Here is a 25,137-nt window from a genome sequence, read left to right as displayed (position 1 = left end):
ATGATATTGTGCTCACATTGCCACTGGATCTCGCGGCTGGAGGTGATGCCCTTGGAGTATGCGAACAGGATGATCTTCAACAGAATGGCGGGATCGTAAGCCGATCGGCCACCGGCGTCATTCTGGTACTTTTCGTAGAAGGCAGACAGGTCGATATGGTCATCGATCAGGTGGTGGAGGTTAAATTCGAAGGTATTGGGCTGCAATTGCTCTTCGAAATTGATCACAACCATCGCGTCCTGGTTGTAATTGTACCGCTTGAAGTTTGGCATGGCGGGATTCCCCTTTTCGACCTGCCAATTCTATCAAAAAACACTATATTTTAAGAGTTTTTCTACAGCCAGAACGCCCACGGCAGGGGCGGATTACCTTATGTACGTTTTGCGCAATAATGGGAGCGAAGCGACCGCGCAAAATGTGCATAAGGTAAGCCGTCCCGCGGAGGCCCGAAGGGCCGGAGCTTCACTGCCCGTGTTTGTTATATGGCCTTAGGTCTCAGCCGACTTCGGTGACAAAAGGGTGAGAACCGCCAGGTACAGCCAGCCGCCAGCCCAACTTAGGCCAAGTACAAGCGCCACCAATGCGCATGCTACTGAAGAACGACCTTGCTTACGTGCCACCCAGAATGCAAGTACCGCGGGGAGCACTGATGTAAACAGAAAGAAGTATGGAAAGAATGCCAAATTCATATTCATTGTTATTCAAATAGTCCTAAAAATTACGAAATTAGCTTAGACATATAACGTTGCCAACAGGGGCGCCTGTAAGGCGTCCCTGCTTGCTTGGCCTTGTTATGCATTGATGCCACGCAATACCCCTTTTCGGTGCGCAAGCCACCCACCTTCTTCTTGTTGCTCAATATATCGGGAAATGGTGTTCTTATCCTCGCCAGGCAGCTCGTTGAGTGCTCTTATGAATAGAGCAATATCAGCCTCATGCTGCGTACCCACTGAATTGGCCAGGCTACACAGAAGCTCGCCTGCCCATTCTGAGCCTCTCTTTATCATTGGCGGCAGTTCTAGAGTTAGCGCTTCTATATATTCCTTGCTCGAGAACTTCCCCAGCGCTGCTTGGGTGGTCTGATAGGCTCCATAATCATCGTCAGACTGCATTGATTGAATTAAAGCCCTAGCAACAGGCAAACCTTCGCTCCCGTCTATTGAATCAAGAAGCTCAATATACCTATTGAATCGATTCTCTCTTTCTGGCCAAGGCACAGACTCATCAGAATCCTGAACAATGTTGCCAGTGAATATCAGCTCTCTAATTAGTGCTTCCATGCTCGCCTATGCATAACAGTTAATTCAAAGGACGCACCCTTCTATCCTCCCCGGCTCTATTTGTCGCGCGAAAATTGTACAGGAAAGAATAAGTCTTTTATTTTCAATGTATTAGAGCGTTGTAGATATCGTTTTGCCGGTAGTTACGGCAACTGAACCTATATCTGCCAGAGTGCTGCGTCTACTGATGCTAAGAGTAACCCTTTCAAAGTCAATCAGTTGCCAGATGTGCCGTGTGGATACGCGACGTATCTCCTGATCCCCGCCTTGACGGCGTCTAATCGGCCATATGCTGTACAAATAAACAGTTAAGTGGCTGCATCATGGACGATATCCGCCATCATATACCTACCGAGAGCCGCGAACGGCTTGTGCCACGGTTGCGCCTGTTGATCAGGCGTATCGGTCTTTCCTATTCCACGGAACAGACTTACGTACACTGGGTAAAGCGGTTTATCCGCTTTCACCAGTTGCGCCATCCCGAAGACATGGGGGCTGCGGAGGTGGAGGATTTTCTCGGCCACCTGGCGGTGGATGCGCACTGTTCGGTGAATACGCAACGGGTTGCGCTTAATGCCATGGTATTCCTTTACCGGCGCTTCCTGGGTCGGGAGCTGGAGTTGTTGCGCTATCGATCGGCGCGGCAGTCGAGGCGCTTGCCGGTGGTATACAGTGCAGCGGAAGTCGCCGCGATTCTTGAACAGCTGGAGGGTGTGTTCCGGTTGCAGGTGGAGCTGATGTACGGCAGCGGGCTGCGCAGTGCAGAGTTGCTGTCCCTGCGGGTGATGGATATCGATTTCGCCCGCCACAACATCTTTGTGCGGGCCGGCAAGGGCGGCAAGGATCGCACAACGCTGTTGCCCGCATCCCTGGTCCCGCGCCTGCAGCAACAAATCCGCCGGGTCGGGCGGTTGCATGCCCAGGACCTGGACGACGGCTATGGTGCGGTCTACCTTCCGGATGCCCTTGCCCGGCAGTATCCCTCCGCCGCCACGGATCCCGGGTGGCAATACCTGTTCCCCGCGCGGGAACTCAAGCTCGATCCCGCTGCCGGGGTGATGCGTCGCCACCATATGCATGCGTCCACGCTGACCAGTCAGGTTCGCACTGCGGTGCGCCGGGCCGGTATTCACAAGCCCGGCCGCAACCATGCATTTCGCCACAGCTTTGCCACCCGCTTGCTGGAATCCGGGTGCGACCTGCGTAGGATCCAGGAGTTGCTCGGCCATTCCGATATCAGGACAACGGAAATCTACACCCATGTGGTCGATAGGGCTGGCAGTGGTGTGGTGAGCCCGGTAGACCGGCTGGGATGACATGCCCGGGGCCGTCGCGGGGTGAGGCCTGCTGCCTACTGGACGTGCTGCCCCCACGGGGTTGCGGTGGTTTGTATTGCACCCGGGGTCGCGCCCGGGCACAGCGGGCGTATGTTATGGGCTGCCCTGGCTACAGCCAGCCAGTCGTAGGTATCATCGTCGGCAAAGTAGTAGTAGATGCTGTTATTGGGTAGCAGCAGTACCACCACGCCACCATAACCCGTCATATACGGTATCCATACCTCGTCCTCACACCCCTTCAGGTTTTTACCAATCTCCAGTCCCCAGAAGCCATTGTTGTAGTGGCTGCCCGGGCCCAGCTCCGGGCCCCGGTCGGCCGGGTCTTGCTGGCGCGCGGCAGCCAGTTGGTGGGGGGCAAGCAGGCTGTTGTTGGCGTCGTTGAAGAAGCGGGCGATTTTGGCGATATCGTCCCGCAACCAGTAGAGGCCCCAGCCGGTAAAGGGCTGCCGTCTCTGGTCGTAAGTGCGGCGTGTATGGGCGGCGGTGGCGCTGAGGCCCAGCGGGGCCAGCAGGTCCCGGTACAGGAGGTCGGTAAAAATATCGCTGTTCGGTCCCTCATGCTGGCGCAGCAGGGTATTCATGGCGGTGCCGAGGATATAGGTATCGGAAGTGTGGTAGGCCCAGTCGGTACCGGGTTCTCCCTTGCGCGGGTAGTAGCTGCAGCTGTAGTGGATTTTTTCCCGGTGGCTGGTGGACAGGAACAGGCCGTCGGTATGTTCCGCCTGTTCGTCCTCCATAAACCCCGCCTGCGCAAAGTTGCCGCTTGCCATATCGAGCAGGTCATTGAGGCTGACACCCTGCCAGTTTTCACTGGCGGCACATTCCGGCACCAGCCCGGCGACCGGTTGCTGGAAGCTGCCGGGGTATCTACGTTCCAGCCGCATCAGGGCGCCGCCGGCAAAGACCGACTTGGCCACGGAATAGGACGGCACCACCAGTGAATCGCAGTAGGGGTACTGGCCCTGGCGGGTCTGGCAGCCGCCGGTGTAGTGAATGCCGTCGATTACATAGCCCACCAGCGACAGGGCGGCCGGGTCCTTGCCAGCAGGTGCGGAGAATGCCCGGTGGTCGCTACCGGGGAAGTCCTTGCCCAGTTCCGCCAGTGGTTTTACCGGCAGGCGTCGCCGTATTTCCGCCCGGTAGTCACGGATATGCAGGTCCGCTCCCGGAATTTCAGCTCGCGTATAAGTGGCTGCGAGTTTTCCCCACAGGTCCATCTGGTAATAGGCACAGGTTTCACCGGCGATCTGGTAGGCAGCATCCGAGATGTCACCGTTATCCCGGAAGAGGAAAGTCATCACGCCGTTGTGAATACAGTTGGCATTTCTCTCCTGTAATGCGAAGGGCAAGGCTACCCGGCTGTAACCGCGATCGCCCTGCTCATCCCATACGCGCCCCGGGGCCAGGATAAATTCCCAGTCCGGGTGGGCGCCGGCCACTGAGCCGCGCTCCAGCGGAAAAATGTGGCTGCCGCTCTGTACCAGTTCGAAATCGAACTCGGGCAGGTGTTTGCGTGGGGCGTCGCCGTCACCGGTATAGTCGAAGCGGTCGCGGTGCTTGCGGAAATTCCCACCGGTAGCTTCGCCAGATAATTGCAGCCTGCCCGTGAAGTGATTGCCGGGCGGGGCTGCATTGTCAGGAACCGCATAGTGACGGTAATCCAGCAGGGGCAGTGGAGTGTTGCCTTCAACAAGGGTGGAAAAGCGGAGTTGCGTGCGCTGGACTTCACCACTGGCTTCCGGCCTGTTGCCATACTCTCCGGCAGCATAGGAAATTGCGCCGGGGTGGCAGGTTATCGCCAGCAGAAGCACCCACCAGCAGGTCGGGCGCAGGCTGGAATACGTTTTTGGCGAGGCAGGAACCATGCGCGGCCTGTTCGGGCATTGGTGCGGAAGGGCAGCGACGCGACCCCGGTCCCCGGAGGGGAAAGTCTCCGGTACTTCGACCCGGGGCTGCGTGCTGCAGGACACAGAGCACCGACAGGCTGCCTCAATTTACAGGGTTTTGTTAGCGCCAGCTGCGTGATTGTTATTGGGCCAGTTGCATTTTTGGTCATTGGTAACCGGGCTGAAACTTGCGCAATCTGCGGCTTTAGGGGCATTATCGTTACAGGAAACTTGCCCGCAACGCCGCGATTCTGGCGGCGTCGGCACAGCAGAATAATAACTCCATGGCGGAATCACTTATCGTGCTGGACCCGCAGGCCGACAAGGGACTGCAGGCACAGATACGCGAAAAAATCATTCAGGGTATCCTCTCCGGCAGTATTCCTGCCGGTCACCGGATGCCGTCATCGCGCCGTATGGCGGAGCAGCTGGCGGTTGCCCGCAACACCGTGGTGCTGGCCTACCAGCAGCTGGTCGATGACGGTTTCCTGGTGACCCGTGAGCGCAGTGGCTTCTATGTCAGTGAAAGTGTGCAGACCCAGGGGGTTATCAGCCCCGGCGATGCCACTGTGCCGGGCGAAGGCTCCGAGCCGGACCGGGCCTTCTGGCGCGAGCGGTGTAACCCGGTTTCCGTCAGCCGGCGGGCGCTCAGGTCCCGCCCGGCCAACTGGCTCCAGTATCCCTTCCCGTTTGTCAGCAACGAGTATGACCCACGACTGTTCCCGGGCGCCGAATGGCGTGAGTGCACCCGGGATATCTATACCGGTCGCGAGGTTGCCCAGTGGGCCACCCTCGGCGGCAACGAGGATGACCGGCAACTGGTCGAGCAGATCTGTACACGGTTGCTGCCGCGGCGCGGGATCTATGTGGATCCGGGCCAGGTGCTGCTGGCCAGCGACCTGCACCAGGCCTGTTACCTGATTGGCGAGCTGTTTATGGGCGCCGGGCGCAGCCTGGCCATGGTACTGCCCGGTTGCAGTGAAACCGAGGAGATTTTCCGCCGCACCGGGGTGCGCCTGCTGGGGTTGGCGCAGGACCGTGACGGACCCAACCCGGGATCGCAACTGACAGGCAGCGACTGCTGGTTCCTGCAACCCAATGCCCACAACCCCACTGCCGTGACCACCAGCCTCGAGCGGCGGCGCAAGTTGCTGGCACAGGCAAACGAGCAGGGCGCAGTGGTTATCGAGAATGACTGCGAGCACGAGTTCTGCTACCACGGCAATCCGTTGCCGCCCCTGAAGAGTCTCGGTGGCGGCGAGTCGGTCATCTACCTCTACCAGTTCCCCCGGGTCATAGACCCGGGCATGCAACTGGCCTTTGTGGTGGCGCCCAAGCCAGTGATCCAGAGATTGCGGGCCCTGCGCTATACCCTGCGCGAGCGGATCCCGGCCATCAACCAGCGGCTGCTGGCCAAGTTCGTGGCCTCCGGTCACCTGGACGCCGCCACCTTCCGCATTACCCGGCAACTCAGGGAACGCTGGACCGCGCTGGGCGAGGCCCTGATGCACCACCTGCCCAAGCTGCTGGTGCGTCGTGCCAGTTGTGGCACGGCCTGCTGGCTGGAACTGCCGGATAGTATCGACGCGGAGCAGCTGCAGAAGCAGGCAGAGCAGCAGGGCCTGTTGCTGGAGGTGGTGCGGGAGTTCAATGCCCTGCGGATCGGGTTTTCGGCCATCGAGGCTGACCGCATCGAGGGCGGTATCAGCATCCTCGCGCAATTGATCAATGGTGAGCTGTCGCAAAACGAGGAAACCCTGGACAACGCCACCGGCAGGCACCTGTCCGCCGCGGATATCCAGGCGGAATTCCCGGGGGCGATTATCCTGGGCACCAATACGCTGGGTGAGTCCTACCGGATCCAGGTTTTGGCCGACGGTACCCTGCAGGGTTATTCACGCAATGATGTCGACGTGGATGAGACCGATACCGGTCGCTGGTGGCTGGACGGGGACATGTGGGTGCGCCAGTGGCGCACCTGGTCCTACGGCCGCAAGGCCGCTTTCCATGTGGTGGCGGAGGAACACCGGATCAAGTGGTTCAGTGAAGAGGGCCAGCTGATCGATACCGGTATCCTGGCCCAGCAGTAACCCCTGTCGGCAGCCAAGGGCCGATACAAGATCGGCCCCTACGGGTGGGGATTTCCAGGTGTAGGGGCGCACCTCGTGTGCGCCCAGGCCGGAGGGTCCTGGTGGCTGGGCCGATACAAGATCGGCCCCTACGGGTGAGGATTTTCAGGTGTAGGGGCGCACCTTGTGTGCGCCCGAGCTACGCGGAACCAGAGGAGTCAGGCATGGATGCCCGACGTCGCCGACTGCGTTTACGGGACTATGATTATTCCCGCGCTGGTGCTTATTTCATCACGATCTGTACCCAGGATCGACGCTGCCTCTTTGCCGATATTGCAACTGAGGGCCTGCCGTTGCTTGCCGCGGGCCGAATGATCTGGGATCACTGGCTGGGGTTACCAGAGCGGTTCCCCGGCCTGGAACTGGATGAGTTTGTGGTAATGCCCAATCACGTACACGGCATTTTTCTGTTTCCCGCTGGAGAGTCGGGTGACAAGAGCCCGGTGGCATTTACCGTGAGCAGGGTCATCCAGGCTTTTAAGTCATTTACCACCAACAGCTATATTGCCGGTGTCAGGGCTTGTGGCTGGCCCCGATTCGAGAGGCGCCTGTGGCAGCGCAGTTTCTTCGATCGCATCATCCGCGATGAATCAGAATTCTCGTTTGTACGTGAATATATCCAGAATAATCTTGCCAAATGGGAGCTGGATAGTCTGTATATTGAGCCCTGAAAGGAAACGGGCGGACACAAGGTCCGCCCCTACGGGTGGGAATTTCCAAATGTAGGGGCGCACCTTGTGTGCGCCCGGGGCCCGGTTCACGCGCGATCAAGTCGTGCGGCCGATGGCAATGCCGCCATGCACAGCACGATCATCACACAGGCAATGCCCACCAGCTGGGTATAGCTGCCCCCCGCCGATACAAAGTGCCCTGCTACCAGGGGCCCGCAGGCCAGCCCCATCTTGGAGGCAAAACCGCCGAACGCCCCCATCTGCCCGGCGGTATCAAACCGTGAAGCCATGGTGAGCAGGTAGGGCACGCAGAAAGCCCAGGTCATGCCGGTGGCAATATTGGCCAGGATAAATACCAGCGGAATATCACTGAAGGCGAACATGGCCAGCCCCAGCAGGGTAATCACCAGGGCGATCCCCAGGGGCGTCGCCAGAGCAAAACGCTGGCCGGTATAGGCGGCCAGGGCCGCGCCGCCGATGGCAATCAGGTTGGCCCAGAACAGGGTCTGGCTGATGAAGTCCAGCGGCAGGGAAAATGACTTGCCCAGGTCGAAGATAAAGGCGAACAGGGACATGTTGGCGAACTGGAAACAGAACAGTGCGACCAGCGTAACCAGCATCGGTGTCATGGACGCTTTCTTTTCTGCGATTGCCGTCTCAACTTCAGAATCAGTAGGGAGCAGGCTCTTGTCCGCGTCTTTCGGCAGGGGGTAGTCCGGAACAAACGGCAGCATCGCCAGGGTGATGGCGCTGAAGGTGATCAGGGCATAGAAGGGCACATAGGTGCCATGCTGCTGCACCAGTCCCGGCAGTACCAGCAGGCCGATGGCGCCGCCGGTGTACTGCACCAGTAACACCATGCTGTAGGCACGCCCGGCGATGCCACTGCGGGCAATCGCCGCAAACCCGAGTCCCACCAACGCACCGCCCAGCATTCCATGCACCAGCCGCAGTGGTTTCAGCAGTTCGATGTTCGCCAGGCTGATGGTCAGCAGGTCCATGCCGATGGAGCCTGCCAGCAGGCAGGTGGCGGCCAGTTTCCAGCGGGGAATCCGCCGCACCAGCAGCGAAATGGTGAATGCCCCGATAACCGCGCCCACCGTATTGGCAAAGGTGATCTCCCCCGCCTGCGCCGCTGACAGGCCGGCCCCGGCCATCAATGAGTCCACGATCACCGGGAAAATGTTCACATAGTAGAGGCCGGCCGATGACAGGAAGGCCAGTAACAGGCTGGCGATCCAGCCGTCAGCCGCAGCCTTCGGCAGTCCAGTGGGAAGCGGTCCGGTGGCAACGGCTGGTTGCCCCTGCTCGGTGAGGCTATCTGCATTGTGACTCATGGGCTCTCCGGGAAGGGTCTCAGAAAATAGTTATTAGCCCCGGCCTGCTCCGTTATTTCAGGACAGTTCCGGGAAGCCGCTTCCGCCAGCTGACAGTTTACGGCGTTACTGGCCCTAAGCTAACCCATGGCCCGTTCGCCGATAGTGCCAGTCAGCAGCGGGCGATGGGGCCAATGGCACAAAATGGGCCGCTGCGGCCCAATATGGATCCCCTGGCCTCATCCGCGGCCGGAATCTGGACCTATCGACCCTCCTGCGGATTATCCAAGATAAAGCCAGATCCAACGCCCGACCTGAATCGGGCGGTAGAAGCAGGAAACAATCTGGCGATGAAGAACCGAACATTTGGGATCGCGGCCCTCCAGCTACGGCTGGACGAAGCGGACAACCTGGAACTGCTGCTGCAGCGCATCCAGAAAACCAAGCTGCGCTACCCGTGGGTGCAGATGATCGTACTCAGCGAGCTGGCACTGCGGGGCGTGGGTGTACAGCACGCCCGCGAACTGCCCTCGGCGGAAGAGGACGCGCTCTGCCGCAGTGCGCGGGAGCTGGGGGTCTGGCTGGTACCGGGCTCCATGTATGAAAAGAACGGCAGTGCAGTCTACAACACCACTCCGGTGATCAACCCGGAAGGAAAGGTTGTCGGCCGCTACCGCAAGCTCTATCCATTCCTGCCCTACGAAAAGGGCGTAACGCCCGGGGAAGATTTCCTTGTTTTTGAGGTGCCGGAGGTCGGGTGTTTTGGCGTTTCCATCTGCTATGACATGTGGTTTCCCGAAACCACCCGGGCACTGACCTGGCTGGGGGCGGAGATCATCATCCACCCCACCAAGACCGACACCATCGACCGTGGTGATGAGCTGTCGATTGTGCGGGCGAGTGCGGTCACCAACCAGTGCTACATCGTCGACGTGAATTCTGCCGGGACCCAGGGTGTGGGGCGCTCGATCGTGGTGGGCCCGGAGGGGGAAACCCTGCATGAGGCCTCTGTGGATGAGGAAGTGATCGCGTTCGAGGTGGACCTGGAGAAAGTGACCCGGGTCCGCGAGCGCGGCATGAAGGGGCTGGGCCAGGTACTCAAGAGTTTCCGTGATGGCAGGGTCCGTTTCCCCCAATACGAGGATGGGGCGGCATCACCCGCCTATGGGCGACTCGGGCCATTGAAACTGCCGGAGTAAAAGACGGGAGAAATCCCAAAAATTTTTTAGGCAACAACACCAGGCGGCGCAGTCCGGCCGATACAATAGAGAAAATACAGAGGGAATCATGGACAACAAAGACACCAGGGGTTTCAGCAGGCAACATCTGGCCATGGCGATCGCGGCGGTATCCGCTGGCTGCGCCGTGACATTCAGCCAGGCCACCTTTGCCCAAAATAACGAAGTAATCGAGGAAGTCATCGTTACGGCAACGGCCCGGGAAACAAGGCTCCAGGATGTGCCCTATAACATTTCCGCTGTCTCCGGTGACGATGTCAGTGCGGCGCAGATTACCGACCAGGCCGAGCTGATGCGGAACGTTCCCGGGGTTGCCGTGGTGGACCGAGGCAATCGCAATTCCGGTGTCATCAACGGCATCATGATCCGTGGCCTCAATGTCGACAGTGCCGCACTGGGGGATTATTCCGTGGCCGCGGCGCCGACAGTCTCCACCTATGTAAACAGCACGCCGGTTTACGCCAACTTTATCCTCAAGGACCTTGAGCGGGTGGAAGTCCTGCGCGGGCCCCAGGGCACGCTCTATGGTTCCGGGTCACTCGGCGGTACCGTCAGGTATATCACCCGCAAGCCGGAGATGGGTGGCAATTCGGTGGACTTCAGTTCCGGGGTGTCCAGCACTGCGGGCTCTGACGGGCTCAATTATTCGGCGGACTCGGTCGTTAACCTGGCACTGTCCGATAGCTTTGCCATTCGTGCCGCCGCTGGCCTTGTGGACAATGCGGGTATTGTCGATTACGTGAATGTGTATCGGCTCGACAGCAATGGCATTCCCACCGCCCCCGAGGGTGTCCTGTCTCCGGAAGCGGAATACCGGAATGTAGAGGATGCCGATACTGTCGAGATCACCTATGCCAAATTTGCGGCATTGTGGCAGCCCACCGACGGCTTTGAATTACTCTTTACCCATATGACCCAGGACGATGAAGTCGGCGGGCGTCGCCAGCAGACCGAGGGCCTGGATGGTTGGGGCAATGCCTATGACGATTATGAGAACGGCTCCATCCAGCTCGAGCCGTCCAGCCGTGAGGCCAGCCTGAACACCCTGGAAACAGAAATTGACCTGGGCTTTGCCACCCTGACCTCCTCGACTTCCGATTACGATCACAGCGGCGATTCTGTTTCCGAGAATACCGGCTTCTACGCTCAGAATGGCTGGATTGGGGCCTTCTATTACAACTACAACCGGCCCATGGCCTCCGCCGTGCGCCAGTACGAGGATTCGGCCTTTATCCAGGAAGTGCGACTGGTATCCAACGGTTCCGAGAGCCTGGACTGGATCCTGGGTGCCTTCTATATCGACCAGGACACTTCGGGTGCCCAGCAGAGTTACCTGCGCGGCTATCAGCAGTGGGCCGATACTGCCTGGGGACCGGGCATCGTCGCCAGCGACCAGGACTGGGATTATGCACGGGAAGACAACTTTACCGAGACGGCATTCTACGGTGAGCTCACCTGGCACCTGGATGCCCTGCACCTGACTTTCGGTGCCCGGCAGTTCAGCAATGAATATGAGTCGATGGTGTATATGGACTTCCCCGCCTACGGTTCGGGGGCAATCTTCCCGGTGCTGAATGACAGCCGGGTCACCGAAGATGACGGTGTTCTGTTCAAGGCCAATGCCGCCTACGATATTGCGGACAACATGATGGCCTATGCCACCGTGTCCGAGGGCTACCGTCGCGGTGGTTCCAACGCGGCACCGACCAGCGGTTTCTTTGGCGAGGACCCGTCCTGGGCGCAGTACGAAGCGGATACGGTGATTAACTACGAGGCCGGTATCAAGGGCAGCTTGGGTAGCGTCACCTATACCGCCGCTGCGTTCGCCGTCGACTGGGACAATGTCCAGGTCAATACCGCCACGCCGGTGTGGGGCTTCTTTGCGGTTGCCAATGGCGACCAGGCCAGCACCTCGGGTATAGAACTGGAGCTGCAGGGAGACCTGAGCCAGAGCTTCAGCTACAGCCTGGGTTACGCCTACGTCAATGCGGAGCTGGATGCCGACCTGCTGGCCCCGGGTTACTCGACCCCGCTGGCCAGTGCCGGCACGCGCCTGCCGGGCACCCCGGAGAATACCCTGACCGCCGCACTGGATTACCGGGCGCCGCTGGGCAACGGCGGGCTGGAAATGATCGGGCGTATGGCTGCCTACTACCAGTCCTCCACCATGAACGCCGCCAGTGACAGCGAGCGGTTTGCCGCCGAACTCGATGGCTTCTCCCTGCTGGACGGTCATATCGGCGTTGCCGGCGACTGGTGGACTGCCACCCTGTTCGCCAAGAACCTTACGAACGAGGAAGGTACCACCGGCCTGTTCAAGGAAGAGTATATGGGGACGGATCCGTCGCAACAGTATTACGGCAACGGGGCCAAAAGCTTCCTGGTGCAGCCGCGCACAATCGGTGCCAACCTGAAGGTCAGCTTCTGATTTTATCCTTGATTGGGTACATTGGGGCGCATTGCGCCCCTTTTTTATGCCAGTAAAGCGAAACACATAGTGAATGCCAGTGAATCCGAAGCCGGAATACACGATGGAATAAAACGAGCCAATCACCTGCTTGGCCAGGGCCGGTTTCGTGAGGCTGATGGGGTTGTCGAACAACTTCGCTACAGCCATGCCGGCAATCTCGAGCTGTTTCCCCTGCAGGTACGCTGCCGGCTGTTCCTGGGCCAGCACCGTTCAGTGCGATCATTGCTGGCGGAATACCGCCATCATGCCGGACAGGATCGCCGGCACCTCGAACAGTGCGCTGAACTCTTTTCGCAGTGCCAGCGGCCCGCAGAAGCCGCGGAAATCTATCGCCGGCTGGCGCAGGCAGGTGACCGCAATGCGCGCTATAACCTGGCCGCAAACCTGCTGGCGCTGGGTGACCTGGAGCAGGCGGAGTCTATCCTCGGGAACCTCGTGCAGGAATCGCCAACCGATGGCCAGGCCCAGCAGGTACTGAGTGGTATCCGCCGCGTATCCCGTGATGCCAGCCATATCCCCACCCTGGAACAGCTGGTTACGCGAAGTGATCTCAGGCTCAATGACCGTATCCAGTTGCACTATGCGCTGGGTAAGGAATACGAGGATGTTGGTGAGTTCGACCGGGCATTCCAGCAGTTCAGCCGGGGGGCGGAGCTGCGTCGTGCGACGATGCGTTATCGCGTTGAGGGTGATCTCGAGGTGCTGCAGCTGATCGCCCGGGAACACGGGCAGCTGGAGGCTGGCGACGCGGATCGGCAGTGTGGTGAGCAGGCGGTTTTTGTCTTCGGCCTGCCCCGCTCGGGCACGACACTGGTGGACCGTATCCTGTCCAGCCACAGCCAGTGTGACAGTTTCGGCGAGATTACCGACCTGCCCCTTTCCCTGATGGTGGCTGCCGGTCGCAGCCTGCCGAAGGAAGAGTTGGTCAGGGCTACCGCACAATGGCCCGCCGGGAAAATTGCCGGCGGCTACCTGGCGCGTCTCGGGCAGTACGATTCACCCGCCCGCAAGCATATCGACAAGACACCGCAAAACTTTCTCTACGCCGGCCTGATCGCGCGCAGCATGCCCGGCGCCACCATGGTCTGGATGGATCGCCACCCGCTGGATGCCTGCTTCGCCATGTACAAGACCCTGTTCCGGATGGGGTATCCGTTCTCCTACAGCCTGCGGGACCTGGCGCGCTACTACATTGCCTACCACCGCTTGCGGGAAACCTGGCAGGAGTCGCTGGCTGGCCGCATACGCTTCCAGTCCTACGAGCAGTTGGTGGGGCAATTTGACCGGGAAGCCCCCGCCCTGGTCTCCGCTGCAGGACTTGAATGGGAAACCGCCTGTGGGGAATTCCACCGCAACAGCAGCCCGGTCGCCACCGCCAGTTCGGCCCAGGTGCGCCAGCCGCTGTATACACGCTCGGTGGGCCACTGGCAGCACTACCGCGAGCAGCTGGCACCGCTGGCGGAGGAACTGGAAAATGCGGGTATCGCCGTAGGGTAGGTCCGGCAGGGATAGCCGGGTCCCGTACAGTGCCGGGACCCGGTCATGCAGAGTGGGTCAGCGGGACAGGGCGCGGATAAACTCCGGTGCCTGCTCGCGCTGCGCCATGCACAGCTCGATGGTTTCTTCCGTCTGCTCCATGCTGCGCTGGTAACCCGGCGTCAGTGCACTGTGTTGCTCAAACAGTGCCTGAAGCTGGTCCAGCCGGTCGCTGGTGCAGAAGGTGCGGGCAAATGACGGGGTGCGGCGGCGCCACTGGCCCGGAATTTTCTCCACCACGGTGGGGAAGTTATCCCGCAGCCATTGCCAGTGTTGTTCCTGTACCGCCGGTTGTGCGATGGCGGTGGCGATCAGGCCGAAGGCCTCGCGCGGGCCCATTTCCTCACTCACCGCCAGGCGCTGGACATCCTGCACCTGTTCGGGATCGTTGGCCGCGCCGATGGCATTGGCGCTGGCATTCTCAAAGCGCGGGTCGTCCAGCTCGCCACGGACCTTCACCAGGTGCGGCAGGAACTCCCGGCCGGCATCCTGTACCGCCACTACCAGGGCCGCTTCATAGAGGTCGGAGTCCAGTGCCGCGGCATCGCGCTCACGCTTGAAGCCGGTAAAGGCAATGGCCTTGTCGGCGAGGGCCTTGCGTGCCTGCGGGTCCTCGGCCACCAGTGCCATAAAGGCCAGCAGCTCGCTGTACAGCAGCTTCTGCTCCGGGGCGTCGCTGCCGGCGGTGCGCTCCAGTACCGGCTGGTAGAGTCCCTGCAGGAAGCGGGTGAAGTCCGGCAGGGCTTTCTCCGGCAGGATGCTGCGACGGTATTTTCCCAGGTACTGCAGTGGCGCAGTGATTACCTGCCGCTGGCTGGCGACAGCGGATTCGCGCACCACGTCGAGCACCGTGGCGATGGGCAGTTCACCGGCCTCGAAGGCCGCAAAGGCGCTGTCGATAATGGAGAGCTGCTCGGTCGGGGTGAAGTCGGCGAATCTCTTCACCAGTGCCTGCCACTGTTCCCCGGCAAGGTTCCAGCGATAGTAGCCACTGCCGTCGGCATTGGGCAGCAGCCATTGCGGGCACTGTTCACTCTCCAGCTCGACGGTCTGCTCGCTGTCCGCCAGCATCAGGCACTGGCGGCCCTGGTCGCTGCGCAGGCACAGGGGAATGGTCCACTGCTGGCCGCTCAGCTGGATCGGTGAGCCCAGCGGCTTGTAGCGTCCCTGGCGGATGGTGACCCGGGGCTTGTCGCCGCTGTCACAGTCCAGGTTGACTGTCAGTTCCGGTACGCCTTTCTGCTCGACGAAGCTGCGGAAGGTGTCGGTCAGTTCCGGGGTGTTGGTCTCCTCGCCGATGACACGATAGAAGTCGTCCGAGTCTGCCACGCCGTCGGCAAACGTCTCGATATAGCGGCCCAGGGCGGGGCGGAAACGGTCCGCGCCGAAGTACTGGTCCACCATATGGATCACGCCCAGGCTCTTGGAGTAGGTGATGGAGTCGTAGGCGTTGCGGATATCGTCATTCTTGTCGATGGGTTCGCGAATGGCGCGGGTGCTCGCCAGTGAATCCAGCTGCATGGCGCTGATGGCGCGCACCGCGGCGTTGAGGTCGTGGCCACCCTCGGGCTCAAAGATTGTCAGGGTGAGCGGGGTGCCCCAGGTGGAGAAGCCTTCCTTCAGCCACAGGTCGTCCCACCAGGGCGGGGTGACCAGGTTGCCGAACCACATGTGTGCGATCTCGTGGGCATGCACACCCAGCAGTGCCAGCCGTGCCCCCGGTGCCGGCTCATCCCCTTCCACCAGGATACGCTGCTCGCGGTAGGTAATGGCCGCGGACAGCTCGGTGGCGCCACTGGGCCACTGTGGTGCGGCGATGATGTCCAGTTTCTTGAACGGGTAGGGACGCTGCAGTTCTGTCTCAAATATCTCCAGCATGCGCGGCGTGACATCGAGGATATAGTCCAGGTCATCTCCGCGGCCCTTGCGGGCAAAGCCGCGCAGCGGGATGGGTTCCTTGCGGTACTTGTTAGGCGGGATGGCGTCGCGCTCCACCACATCGAACGGCCCCACTGACAGGGACAGCAGGTAGGTGGGGGTAGGCCGGGTGGTGGCGAAGGTGACTTTTTCCAGCCCCTCGCCCGCCGGTTCGCGCTTCAGTTCCGCGCCATTGCTGATGGCGGCATAGCCCTCGGGCACCGTCAGGCTGATATCGAACGGTGCCTTCAGGCCGGGCTCATCGAAGCCGGGCAGGTACTTGCGCGCCTGGATCGACTCCGACTTGGCCAGGGCGTAGGAATCACCCTGTTCCTCCACCTTGAACAGCCCCGACAGGTTGCGATCGAAATCGGCGCTGTAGGCCAGGCTCAGGGTGAATTCGCCGGCAGGCAGCGGCTCGGCGAAGCTGACCCGCACCACGCCGCTGTCGAGCACCTGCTGGTAGTCGGCGGCAACCGTCTTTCCGTCGGCACTGGTGGCGGTAGCCTCGTTGACGCGGATGTCCTTGCCGTGCATCCAGATATGGTCGGCGGACTCGTCCAGCTCGATATCGATTTCCACGGTGCCGGAAAAGTCGTCACGGCGCGGGTCCAGCAGCAGGTCGAGGCGGTAGGCGGTGGGGCGGACGCCCTCCGGCAGGCGGCCGTCCGGTGCCTCTTTCTCCGCATCGCCGGAGATCTTCACCAGCTGGGAAGTGGGTGGCTTGCCGCTGGATTCGGCACGCTCGCCGTCCGCGGGCTTTTCTGACGGGCTGCAGGCGGCCAGGGCCAGAAGTGGCACTACCAGCAGGCTGCGCAGGGTTATCTTTCTCATAAGCTCCCGATGCTTGGCAAAACCGGCATTGTAACGGACCAGCGGCGGCTTGGCCCGTGGCTGGCCAGTGGTCGCCATTGATGGTTGCCGGAACAGCTGGCGCCACATTGCTCAGTAATGTGCCTACGTGTAATTGACGCCATTGCGGCACGCCGCCCGGGCCGTGGTAACGTGGATGCTCTGGGTATCGTGGTAGTGGTTTGCGTGGCTTGTTGATGGCCGCACGCAGGTTTGCAATCAACACAGGGAATCACCATGAATAAGGTCTTCGGTAACTGCATCGCCTTCTCCATCTCGCTGTGCGGGCCAGCCGCAATGGCTGGTGAGCCCACGCCAGCCGATATCGACGCAGTGTTCGCTGCATACGATAGTGAGGAGGCCCCGGGTTGTGCGCTGGGGATTTACCGCGGTGGCGAAATCGCCTATGCCCGCGGCTACGGCATGGCGAATCTGGAGTACGATATTCCGCTTACTCCCGATTCAGTATTCCGGATGGCATCCACATCGAAGCAGTTCGTGGCTACCGCCATTGCGCTGTTACATGAGTCGGGGGATCTCGACCTGGACGATCCGGTCCAGAAATACTTTCCACAAATGCCCGATTACGGCAGCCCGGTGACCCTGCGCCAACTGGTGCATCACACCAGCGGTATTCGCGATTACCTGGACCTCGCCGAGCTTGCCGATATGGGTGACTCGTACAGCACAGAATCAGCATTGCGACTGGTTACCGGGCAACAGGCATTGAACTTCGAGCCGGGGTCACAGCACCTGTATTCAAACTCGGGGTACCTGCTGCTGGCCCAGGTGGTAGAAAAAGTCACAGGACAATCCCTGCGCGAATGGACTCACGAGAATATGTTCGAGCCGCTGGGTATGGAGCAAACCCACTTCCATGATGATCACACCCACGTTGTCCCGCGCCGGGCCGATGGTTATGCGCCGGGAGAAGACGAGAAATGGCGGATCAGCATGACGCAGCTGGATATGGTGGGGGATGGTGGCCTCTATAGCACCATCGGGGACCTGAAGCGCTGGGATGACAACTTTAGTGAGAACCGGCTCGGAAAGAAGCGGCAGGAGTTGATTCATGAGCTGGAGAAACCGGGTCGCCTGGAAAATGGTGAGGAGCTGGATTACGCCTTTGGCCTTTTTGTCGACGAGTTTCACGGTGCGCGGGAAGTGGCCCACGGGGGGACTTTCGTGGGCTTTCGTACGGAAATTGCCCGTTACCCGGGGGCCGACCTGGGCCTGGCAGTGCTCTGCAATCGCGCCGATGCCGACCCGAGGTCCCTGGCGAGGCAGGTCGCTGCACTCTACCTGGCAGAGAAGCAAGCCACAGGAAGCCGGGCGCCATCTCCGGTGCAAGCGGATGGTAAATCTCCCGCTGCCGTAAAGCGGTTCAAGGACACTGACGAAAAGTTGCAGCAATATGCCGGCCATTACTGGCATGAGGATAAAATGATGGTGCAGGGTTCCATCACTGAAGAAGATGGGGATTATTACCTTGTATTCAGTGGCTGGGGCCGTTTCCAGCTGGATCCGGGCTCAGCTAGCAGTTTCCGTGCCTCAATTTTCGGCTCTCCCGCACAGGTGTCATTCACGGGCGCCGCCATGAAAGTGGCAATCCAGGGGTGGACCGAGATGGAGTTCGAGCGCTATGCCCCGGATTCTTTCGACACCGGGGAGATCAAGGCACTGGCCGGGAACTATTACAGCCCGGAGCTGGATCACTTCCAGCGACTTGAGCAAACCGGTGACCAACTGGTAGCAAGACGACGAACGGGGGATGAGGAGCTTTTGCCGGTGCCTGGTGATCGTTTTATCAGTGGGCGCGCAGTGATCGAATTCGAGCGCGATGCCAGGGGACGTGTCGTCGGGTTCTCAGCCAGTACTGAACGGGTGAAAAACCTGAAATACAAGCGTCTCTGATTCACCGTGCGAACCGGGGCGAATGGCCAGGAGCGCCGCGCAGCGGACCCGGCTATGCCCCGGGAGTTGCCATCACTTCCGGGGCAACTGGATCCCGGCCTGCCCGGGGTAACGAATCGCTGGGCGGAATCCCTGTGCTACCGGTCACCCGAGTGCCACGCGGAATATTGCCGGGTGGAAATGGCCTACAGCACGGGCACACTCAGCCTGGACACACGGCTGCCGCGGTAGGGAATCTCGACGGTGTAATTGCGGTCGTCGAGTTTCTGGTACAGCAGGCCCTCGGTGTCGATGGCCAGTGACAGGAAATGGCCGGCGGGCAGGTCGTAGCTGGTGGTGAAGAAGTCCACTTCCACCCGTTGCTCCTGGCCCACCTCCAGGCCCCGCAGGGTGATTGGTGCGTGGGTGACCAGCCGTCCCAGGCCGAGCATGTCGGTGTCGTAGAGGTGCAGGTGCAATTGCACGTCCGGTTTGCTGGGGCGGATCCAGAGCTCCAGGCTGGGGGTGCCGCGGATTCTCATTTTGCGCCACTGGATCGGCGAGTGGTATTCAATCGCGTGGTAACCGTTGATCCCCAGCATGTTGGTGTACACCGGGATACCCAGGCCCTCAAGTGCATCCGAGACCAGCGGGATACCGGTGCCGGCCCTGGTGTCGGCACCACCGTGGAACTCATTGCGCCAGCTCCAGCCGCCGTAGGCGTAACCCTTGAGGTCACCACTGTCGAGATAGCCGTAGCGCGGGTGCAGGTACCACTGCTGGCGCTGGTTGGTCACCGGGAAATCCTCGAATTGCTCCAGCCGGTTGTCGATGCGCACGGTCATATCCACCCGTGGTTCGCTGTCGATGCCATTGGCCGCACCCCTGAGATAGCGATCGAACCAGCGGAATGTGGTCTGCCAGATATGGCCGTTGTTGCCGCCCAGGAACTCGGTGATGGCGTGGGTGCCCGGGTTTAACAGCAGTTTTTTCGGGCCCTCGAGCAGCGTATACAGGTCAGTCATGCTGTTGGGCTTGAACAGGTAATCGGCGAAATTATTCGACATCAGCACCGCGGTGCCGTTGTCGTTCAGCGCGTCCACCATGGCGAGGGCCGAGCGCGCGGCACCGAATTCGCGTACACCATCGATGTTGACCCCGTTGCGCAGGTCCGACCAGACGTTGTCCACCACCGGCTCGCGGTGAAAGGCGGTGTTGACAAGCAGGGACCCCCAGACCAGGTTGACGGTCTCGTTGGGATACAGGGCCTCGACCACATCGGCCCAGCCGGATAGCGCCGCCACGGCATCCACGCGCGGATCGGCGGCAGCGGTCAGCAACGAGATGCCGGCGCCATAGGAAATACCCGAGAGCGCCAGCTTGCCCACCGGGTAATTGGCTTCCAGCCAGTCGATCAGTACCCGGGTGTCGCGGATACTGTTGTCCCCGGCAACATCCACCAGCCCGCCGGACTTGCCGAAGCCGCGGGTGGAGTAACTCATCACCAGGTAACCGTCTTCCGCCAGCGCCTCGGCCTGCAGCAGGTATTCGTTCTTGTCCAGCACCCAGCTGTTGGTGAACAGCACGGTGGGGTAGCCACCGGGCGGGGGCGCGCTATCCGGCACAAACAGGTTGGCATCCAGCTCGGTGCCATCAAAAGTGGTGATATCCAGGTCGGGAATAAACTGTGGCGCAGCCAGGCACTGGAACGACAGCAGCGCCCCGCCCAGCAGCCCCAGCAGGGGAGTGGTTTTCATAGATATCTCTCTCATCATCGCAAATTATTATTAGTTATCGTGACCGCTTTATTTTTATGGGTCACATGGAGACTTTAGCGCTGATTCGCAGCTTTTAGGGGTGCCTTGGCGGCAGTTTGCGAGCAGGTTCACCTGACTGGCGGTTCTATCTGCGAGTTTGGCGGCCAGGGCTGACCGGGAGTCGTTCCCGGGTCCCAATCAATCCGACGGATGCCCGGTTCTGGTCTAAAATTGTTCTTTTTTTGATCAATGAAAACCGGTAGGGTGTGAGGCTGTTATTCCCGCCACGGAGGGCCCGAGTAAAACTCACCAAGTGGCCAGAACTATGTTCCATCGCACACTCGCCCTGTTGGTAATATTTTCCAGTTTCGTGTTGTCCGCTTGCAGCGCCCAGCACAACCTGGGGGAGGAGACCTGGTACCAGGTAGACAGCACCAACTTCCGGATTGTCACCAATGGTGATCCGGAGGCAGTGGAAACCCTGGCGCGCGACCTGGAGCGCTATCGCGCGGTCGCCCTGAAGCTGCTGGGGACCGAGGGCGCCCGCCAGGAGCAGCACAAGCTTACTATTTACGCCACCGCTGACCGCCAGACCTACGCCGGCCTGGTTGGCCCGGAGCTGGCGGAAATGACCAATGGCCTGTTCGATACCACGGCCCAGGGCAGCTATGCGCTGGTAAACCTGGATGGCCGTACCGGCGAGCGCCAGCTGCAGGCGCGGGAATTCCTGTTCCACGAATACACCCACTTCCTCAGCTATAACCGCAACACCACGCACTACCCCTACTGGTACAGCGAGGGCTTTGCCGAGTTCATGTCCACCATGACATTCCCGACCCCGGGCCGTTACAAGCTGGGTGCCGTGCCGGAAGAGCGGGCCATGACGCTGATTTACACCAGCCCCATGCCGCTCGAGGAATTGCTGCGTGCCACGGTCATCAACACCCCCGATGAGGAGAAGCCGCGCGTGTACGCCAGTGGCTGGATGCTGGCCCACTGGCTGATCATGGAGAGCGGCAAGGTGGACCAGTTCCGGGATTACGTGCGGGCCTACAACAACGGTGCCGACCCGGTGGAGTCCCTCACCAGCACCTTCGGCGTCAAACTGGAAGACGTTCAGGAACGCTATGCGCAGCTGTTCCAGGAAGGCGAGTTTGAGATGGTGAGCGGCATTGTGCCGAAGGAGTTCCGCGAGGTGTCACCCGGCGTGCAGCAGCTCTCGCCGCAGCGTGCCATCGCCGAGGTGGGGCACTTCCTGGTGCTGTCCGGCTATAACCTGGGTGGACTGGGTTCCCTGCTGCAGTATGCGCACGCCAACGGCCTGATGAGCGCGGAGCTGATATCCGTACAGGCAGATGCAGAAACCCGTATGGGTAACTACGAGGCTGCCGAAGAGCTGCTGGCCTCGGTGCCGCTGCAGGACCGCAGCCAGTTCCGCTACCAGAATGTGGACGCCTGGCTGGGACTGACCCGGCAGGCCAACACTCCCGGGGCGGAGCGCGACCGGGAAGAACTGAAGAAGGTACGCGACAAGTTCGTGTACCTCGTCAACAACGATGAAGACACGGCCTCCCACTGGTACGGCCTGGCGATGAGCATGCAGATGCTGGACTACCCGCAGGAGAAGTACCTGGAGATGCTGGAGCAGGCTTACCTGCGCGCTCCGCGCCAGGTGCACATTGCCCAGTGGCTGGCCCAGGAGCTCTACAACAAGCGCGATGCCGAGTACTTCGCGCGCGTGGCACAGCCGCTGCTGATGGAACTGGATGATGAGGAACAGCACCAGCAGATGAAGCTGATGCTGGCGGAAATGAAGGCCGAGCAGGAGCCCGGCGTCAAGGCCCGGGTCAACAAGACCCTCGCCAGCAAGGAGCGTTCGGGCAACGAGAATAACGAGGGCTGACGCCTTACCGCCCGTGCAGCCAGGAAGCCCCCTCCGTCCGGAGGGGGCTTTTTTATGGGGCGGGATTAAATCGTGGCCCCGCCGGCGGCATCCAGTGACTCGCCGGAACCGGTGTGGTGCTCGGCGGTAGTGGGATCGATGATATTGCGGACTTCCGCCACCGAGTCGGCGGGGAAGCCACCCATCTCTGCGTGCTTGAGGATGGATTCCCGATCGGGCGCGATATACACGCAGTACACCTTGTCATCGGTGACATAACTCTGCACCCACTGCACCTGTGGCCCCAGCTGGTGCAGGACATCGCAAGATTTCTGTGAAATTCCCGCCAGCTCCTGCTGGGTGAGCTTGCCGGCATCGGGGATTTCCCGCTCGATAACAAATTTAGGCATAGCCTTTCTCCCTGCTTGTACCCCTTGCTCCATTGACGTTGTCTCTCCCGGGCGAGACATCCGCCGGGTATTCCCGAGAGCAGAACTATAGTCGCGTACGCGCTACTGAGGGTGACCGGTAGGGAAATTTACCGCAGAAATCCACCGTTGCCCGGTGGCTGCCCCAGCGGCGCTATAAATGGCTAAAAACTCGCGGCGGATACTGGCTACAGGTTCCCAGGGGGACAGCACGCCACAATCGCTCGGGCCGAGGTGCTCAGCGTGGGGCGGTCCCGGGCGGGTTAAGGCTGTTCTCCTGCAGGTGATCGCACGCTATAGCAGGCTACCTGTGGGGTTGGTGGCAATTGCTGGTAACCGGCCGGAGCCATTGCCTGCGGGTGATAATCGCGAACTAGTGCGAAGATGCATGGTCGTAGCGTCTGGAGCGTCGCGGAGTTACCCGGCTCGCCGGGGCTGCTGCCGGGTTTGTGGTGACAGCGTGGCGGGCTGATTGGATAATTTGGTCTTGGCGGGGTGCGCGCAGTAACCCCGGTAGTGAGTCAGGCCTGGCATATGATTAGTTTACAAGATTGGCGCAATGGCGCCGGCATTTTTGCGCACGGCGACTGGCCGGTGGTGACGCGCACCGGTGGCAATCCCGCGGGACCGGCGCTGTTGATGATCCACGGTTTTCCCACCTCTTCCTGGGACTGGAACCGGCTCTGGGATGCGCTGGCTGCAAATTTCAGCCTCTATACGCTGGATATGCTCGGCTTTGGTGATTCACCCAAGCCCCGGAGGTTTCGCTACCGTATCGCAGACCAGGCCGACCTGCTCGAGTCCTGGCTGAACCTGCAGGGTGTGGGTGAGTACCATATCCTCGCCCACGATTATGGTGATACGGTGGCCCAGGAACTGCTGGCACGGGATGCCGAGCGCCGGGCCGGTGTGCGTCCGGAGGATGATACCGGCCTGCGCATTGCCAGTGCCTGCCTGTTAAATGGCGGGTTGTTTCCCGAGAGTCATCGTGCAGCGGGAATCCAGAAACTGCTGCTATCGCCCCTGGGGCCACTGGTGGCGCGCTACAGTAACCGGGACAGGCTGGCGGAGAACATGCAGCGTATTTTCGGCCCGCAGACCCAGCCCAGTGAAGAGGAAATCGATAATTTCTGGAAGCTGCTGCAGTGGCGGGGCGGACGGCGGGTGATGCACCGGCTGATTCGCTATATGCCCGAGCGCAAGCGCCACCGGGCACGCTGGGTGGGTGCCCTGTGTGAAACACAGGTGCCAATAAAACTGATCAATGGCCTGCACGACCCCATTTCCGGTGCGCACATGGTGGATCGCTATCGGCAACTGGTTCCCGAACCGGACATTACCGGGCTCGAGGGAATCGGCCACTACCCACAGCTGGAGGCGCCGCAAGCAGTACTGGATGCGTTTCGGGCCTTTATGCACCGGCATGATTTCGCCCGCTATCCGGCCCAGGTCCTGGCCGGCGCCTGACCGGTGAAGCCGGGTAACTGAATTGAACTGAAACGGAGGCACCGATGGACTGGTTCAGCCGTCACTGGAAGCTGCTGCTGGTAGGCGCAGTGATCGCCGGCATGGTCGCGCTGCAGTGGCTGGGGCGGCGCGGGGAGAATCGTATAGCACCGCCTGGACCTGATTCCGCAGCAAAGACTATCGAGGGCCAGCAAAGTCCGGCCCGTTTTGTCGGTGCTGGTGCCGCAGGACGAAACCCGGCTGCGGCACCTTCCAGCGATGCCGCATCCACAGCGGTAACGGCTAGTGATATCGAGTCGCAGCAGCGTGCCTTCAAGGACTGGATGGCGGAGCGCGGCTTTTACTCTGCCGCTGACCTCCAGGCCTATGCCAGTTACGACCTGGCAACACTGCAGCAACTTGCCGCGGGTGGTGACCTGTTGGCAAACACGGTGCTGTATTCGCGCTATGTGAGGGATGGCGCGGAGGAAGCAGCCCTGGAGACCGCGTATAACGGTGCGGTAATGGGTTCCCTGCTGGACCTGCGTAACCTGGCCGGGCCACACCTGGGGCGGGCGCGGGAGTTCCGCGACAGCAACGGGCCAGCCACCGAGCGCGAGTTGCTGGATGTGCTCACCTGGTACCAGGTGGCACTCATGCGTGGTGACCAGTGGGCCCTGCGCGATGGGCTGCGTATGATTGAGGAATACGACCTGCAACTCGATGAGGGTGAGTTGCGGGTAATCGAGGGTCGTGCCGCGGCCATTTACGAGGGGCTGGAAAATGCGCGCATGGAGCGTGGCCTGGCACCCTTCGACAACAGTGCCCTGCCGGTGCAGTTTGTGGAATTTGGCGACGAACCCCCGTCAGGCTGGGGGCGTAGCTATTACCAGCAATTCAATTCTGGCGCGCAAAATAACGCCGATTGACCGGTCTTTTGCGCCCTAACAGTCCTTTCCTGATCTTTCCTGCCTTTTGCCGCCAGAGCAGAGTGGGTGTGACGTGTTTCTCAATCCGCTCGCTTGGTATAGTCGTAGCCGTGTATGAACGTTGACCAGAGTTCGGTCGCCGCAATCCATAACTACGCAAAAGGCCCCGT

17 protein-coding genes are annotated in these 25,137 nt (G+C 60.6%); 10 read left to right on the top strand and 7 right to left on the bottom strand.

Annotation, left to right across the window (positions count from 1 at the left end; translation table 11 throughout):
* A partial coding sequence (locus LVD10_RS08735) for a transposase (protein ID WP_237063134.1) occupies positions 1-272 on the bottom strand: 272 nt, incomplete at its 3' end.
* A 519-nt stretch (positions 273-791) separates the two neighbouring features.
* Positions 792-1,280 carry a hypothetical protein gene (locus LVD10_RS08730; protein WP_233006650.1) on the bottom strand — a complete coding sequence of 163 codons (489 nt, stop codon included), beginning with the start codon at positions 1,278-1,280 and terminating at the stop codon, positions 792-794.
* A 323-nt stretch (positions 1,281-1,603) separates the two neighbouring features.
* Here LVD10_RS08730 and LVD10_RS08725 point away from each other — a divergent pair, with 323 nt between their 5' ends.
* Positions 1,604-2,596 (top strand): integron integrase, encoded by a 993-nt coding sequence (locus tag LVD10_RS08725; RefSeq protein ID WP_233006649.1) that lies wholly within the window; start codon positions 1,604-1,606, stop codon positions 2,594-2,596.
* A gap of 35 nt (positions 2,597-2,631) precedes the next feature.
* Here the strand turns inward: LVD10_RS08725 and LVD10_RS08720 are convergent, their stop codons facing one another.
* Entirely contained in the window at positions 2,632-4,482 is a 1,851-nt protein-coding gene (locus tag LVD10_RS08720; RefSeq protein ID WP_233006648.1) for a serine hydrolase domain-containing protein, read from the bottom strand.
* Positions 4,483-4,787: 305 nt separating this feature from the next.
* Between LVD10_RS08720 and LVD10_RS08715 the strand changes: the two genes are divergently transcribed.
* Both LVD10_RS08715 and LVD10_RS08710 read left to right on the top strand, forming a co-directional pair.
* Complete coding sequence (locus LVD10_RS08715; protein ID WP_233006647.1) at positions 4,788-6,593, top strand: aminotransferase-like domain-containing protein; 1,806 nt, start codon at positions 4,788-4,790, stop codon at positions 6,591-6,593.
* Between the two features lie 203 nt (positions 6,594-6,796).
* Positions 6,797-7,303: a transposase gene (locus LVD10_RS08710; RefSeq protein WP_237063132.1), complete on the top strand. Its 507-nt coding sequence runs from the start codon at positions 6,797-6,799 to the stop codon at positions 7,301-7,303.
* 86 nt (positions 7,304-7,389) lie between these two features.
* Here LVD10_RS08710 and LVD10_RS08705 read toward each other — a convergent pair whose 3' ends face one another.
* Positions 7,390-8,640, bottom strand: coding sequence for an MFS transporter (locus tag LVD10_RS08705; RefSeq protein WP_237063130.1), 1,251 nt, complete (start codon positions 8,638-8,640; stop codon positions 7,390-7,392).
* A 329-nt stretch (positions 8,641-8,969) separates the two neighbouring features.
* Here LVD10_RS08705 and LVD10_RS08700 point away from each other — a divergent pair, with 329 nt between their 5' ends.
* The 3 genes from LVD10_RS08700 (at position 8,970) to LVD10_RS08690 (ending at position 13,824) form a co-directional block, all read left to right on the top strand.
* Positions 8,970-9,818, top strand: coding sequence for a carbon-nitrogen hydrolase family protein (locus LVD10_RS08700; protein WP_233006644.1), 849 nt, complete (start codon positions 8,970-8,972; stop codon positions 9,816-9,818).
* Between the two features lie 88 nt (positions 9,819-9,906).
* Complete coding sequence (locus LVD10_RS08695; protein WP_237063128.1) at positions 9,907-12,285, top strand: TonB-dependent receptor; 2,379 nt, start codon at positions 9,907-9,909, stop codon at positions 12,283-12,285.
* A gap of 69 nt (positions 12,286-12,354) precedes the next feature.
* Positions 12,355-13,824 carry a tetratricopeptide repeat-containing sulfotransferase family protein gene (locus LVD10_RS08690; protein WP_233006642.1) on the top strand — a complete coding sequence of 490 codons (1,470 nt, stop codon included), beginning with the start codon at positions 12,355-12,357 and terminating at the stop codon, positions 13,822-13,824.
* A gap of 57 nt (positions 13,825-13,881) precedes the next feature.
* On the opposite strand, the gene LVD10_RS08685 is transcribed toward LVD10_RS08690, so the two are convergent.
* Entirely contained in the window at positions 13,882-16,614 is a 2,733-nt protein-coding gene (locus LVD10_RS08685) for a M1 family metallopeptidase (RefSeq protein WP_237063126.1), read from the bottom strand.
* A gap of 255 nt (positions 16,615-16,869) precedes the next feature.
* Here LVD10_RS08685 and LVD10_RS08680 point away from each other — a divergent pair, with 255 nt between their 5' ends.
* Positions 16,870-18,546, top strand: coding sequence for a serine hydrolase domain-containing protein (locus tag LVD10_RS08680; protein WP_237063118.1), 1,677 nt, complete (start codon positions 16,870-16,872; stop codon positions 18,544-18,546).
* Between the two features lie 185 nt (positions 18,547-18,731).
* On the opposite strand, the gene LVD10_RS08675 is transcribed toward LVD10_RS08680, so the two are convergent.
* On the bottom strand, positions 18,732-20,282 hold the full coding sequence (locus LVD10_RS08675; RefSeq protein ID WP_237063116.1) for an alpha/beta fold hydrolase: 1,551 nt from the start codon (positions 20,280-20,282) through the stop codon (positions 18,732-18,734).
* Between the two features lie 325 nt (positions 20,283-20,607).
* On the opposite strand from LVD10_RS08675, the gene LVD10_RS08670 reads away from it, so the two are divergent.
* Positions 20,608-22,185: a collagenase gene (locus tag LVD10_RS08670; RefSeq protein ID WP_237063114.1), complete on the top strand. Its 1,578-nt coding sequence runs from the start codon at positions 20,608-20,610 to the stop codon at positions 22,183-22,185.
* Positions 22,186-22,250: 65 nt separating this feature from the next.
* Here the strand turns inward: LVD10_RS08670 and LVD10_RS08665 are convergent, their stop codons facing one another.
* Entirely contained in the window at positions 22,251-22,574 is a 324-nt protein-coding gene (locus LVD10_RS08665; protein ID WP_233006637.1) for a DUF4242 domain-containing protein, read from the bottom strand.
* Positions 22,575-23,126: 552 nt separating this feature from the next.
* On the opposite strand from LVD10_RS08665, the gene LVD10_RS08660 reads away from it, so the two are divergent.
* Both LVD10_RS08660 and LVD10_RS08655 read left to right on the top strand, forming a co-directional pair.
* Positions 23,127-24,059: an alpha/beta fold hydrolase gene (locus tag LVD10_RS08660; RefSeq protein WP_233006636.1), complete on the top strand. Its 933-nt coding sequence runs from the start codon at positions 23,127-23,129 to the stop codon at positions 24,057-24,059.
* Between the two features lie 44 nt (positions 24,060-24,103).
* A complete protein-coding gene (locus LVD10_RS08655) occupies positions 24,104-24,967 on the top strand; it encodes a hypothetical protein (protein WP_233006635.1) in 864 nt (287 codons plus the stop codon).
* The last annotated feature ends 170 nt before the right edge of the window (positions 24,968-25,137 follow it).

This window comes from Microbulbifer zhoushanensis, assembly GCF_021729055.1.
GTDB lineage: Bacteria > Pseudomonadota > Gammaproteobacteria > Pseudomonadales > Cellvibrionaceae > Microbulbifer > Microbulbifer zhoushanensis.
This window is presented reverse-complemented; position numbering and strand designations above follow the sequence as displayed.